Origin of the sequence: Bradyrhizobium sp. YR681, from assembly GCF_000282615.1 — a bacterium.
GTDB lineage: Bacteria > Pseudomonadota > Alphaproteobacteria > Rhizobiales > Xanthobacteraceae > Bradyrhizobium.
The window spans coordinates 1-1,955 of record NZ_AKIY01000065.1 but is presented as its reverse complement, the minus strand read 5'-3'; the positions used below and the strand labels follow the sequence as shown (position 1 = coordinate 1,955).

General features: G+C 69.0%; 2 protein-coding genes. Both read left to right on the top strand.

Annotation, left to right across the window (positions count from 1 at the left end; genetic code table 11):
* Positions 1–976, top strand: a 976-nt coding sequence (locus tag PMI42_RS08445; RefSeq protein WP_008132563.1) for a S1C family serine protease, incomplete at its 5' end; no start/stop codon positions are given.
* A 59-nt stretch (positions 977–1,035) separates the two neighbouring features.
* The coding region (locus PMI42_RS08440) for an FAD-dependent oxidoreductase (RefSeq protein ID WP_008132562.1) at positions 1,036–1,955 on the top strand (920 nt) is incomplete at its 3' end.

Here is a 1,955-nt window from a genome sequence, read left to right as displayed (position 1 = left end):
GCGAGCGACAGCGGCTGCTCCGGCCGATGACCGGGCGCTGCTGGACGCCTATTCCAATGCCGTGATCGACGTGACCGACCGCGTCGGCCCCGCCGTCGTGCGCGTCGAGACCGGACCAAAGGTGCCGAACGGCCGCGAGCGCGGCGGGCTCGGCTCGGGCATCGTGATCTCGCCTGATGGCCTCGTGCTCACCAACAGCCATGTGGTCGGCGCCTCCAGGGAGATCCGGCTACGTGACGTCGAGGGTAACGTGGGCGATGCCCGGGTGTTGGGTGTCGACCCCGACACCGACCTGGCGCTGCTGCGCGCCAATGGCGCGCGCGACTTGCCCTATGCTGCGCTCGGCAACTCCAAGAGCCTCAAGCGCGGCCAGCTCGTGATCGCGATCGGCAATCCGCTCGGCTTCGAATCGACCGTGACCGCCGGGGTGGTCTCGGCGCTCGGACGCTCGATCCGTTCGGTCAGCGGGCGCACCATCGAGGACGTGATCCAGACCGATGCCGCGCTCAATCCCGGCAATTCCGGCGGTCCGCTGGTGTCGTCGAATGCCGAGGTGATCGGCATCAACACGGCCATCATCAACGGCGCGCAAGGCATCTGCTTCGCGGTCGCGAGCAACACCGCGCAATTCGTGCTGTCGGAGATCATCCGCCACGGCTATGTCCGCCGCGCCTTTATCGGCGTCGCCGGACAGACCGCGCCGGTTCCGCGGCGGCACGCGGTGCTGGCCGGCGTCGAGAACAAGATGGGCGCGCTGTTGATGCAGATCGAGCCTGATGGTCCCGCGGCGAAGGCGGGCCTGCTGCCCGGCGACGTCGTGATCAGTCTGGATGGCGTCGAGATCAACGGCGTCGACGACCTGATCCGCGTGCTCGACCGCGACCGGATCGGCCGGCGGCTCGCTATGGACGTGCTGCGGCTCGGCCGCCTGCGGGCGATCGACATCGACCCGATCGAGCGCAAGCCAGCCCGCTAGCGCTCGGCCTCCGGGACGGGGTATGACGATGTCATGCCTCGTTCCGGGATATCCGCCGCATGATGCCGGCGCATGAGACATACGACGTCATTGTGATCGGCGCGGGCGCCGGTGGCATGACGGCTGCGGCGGTGGCTGCGGCCGAAGGTCTGCGCGTCCTCGTGATCGAGAAGACGGCGTTCGTCGGCGGCACCACGGCCTGGTCCGGCGGGATGGTCTGGATCCCCGCCAATGCCAAGATGAAGGAGGCGGGGCTCGCCGACAGCGTCACCGACGCCGTCCGGTACTTCGCGAGCACGGTGCCGGAGCCTGCGAACGCAGGCCTGCGCGCAGCCTTCCTCGCGCGCGGGCCGGAGGCGGTCGCCTGGCTCGAAGCCAACACCGAAGTCCGCCTCCAGCCTGTGAAGGCGTATCCGGATTATTATCCGGAGCGGCTTGGCGCGACATCGGGCGGGCGCGTGCTGGAGCCGGTCGCCTTTGACGGCACGCAGCTGGGCGCGCACTTCGCGCGGCTGCGCGCGCCGCTGCCGGAGTTCACGCTGTTCGGCGGGATGATGGTCAATCGCCTCGACATTCCGCATCTGCGGCGGGTCGGAAAGTCACTGCGTTCGACCCTGCGCGCCGCCCGGCTTGTTTCCGAATACGCGTTGCAACGGCTGCGCTGGCCTCGCGGCACGACGCTGCATCTCGGCAATGCGCTCGCGGCGCGGCTGTATGCGTCGCTGCTGGCGCGGCAGGTTGAAATTCTCTTCAGCGCGGACGTCGAGGATATTTCGGTGCAGGGTGATCGCGTTAGCGGCGTCGTGATCCGCCATGGCTCGCGGGACCGCCTGATTGCGGCCCGCCGCGGTGTGGTGCTGGCGACCGGCGGCTTCTCGCATGATGCGAGCTTGCGCAAGCGCTTCTTCCCGCCCGCGGCGGGATTTGTCTCGGCCACGAACACAGCAGGCACGGGCGACGGGCTTCGGCTCCCGGCGAC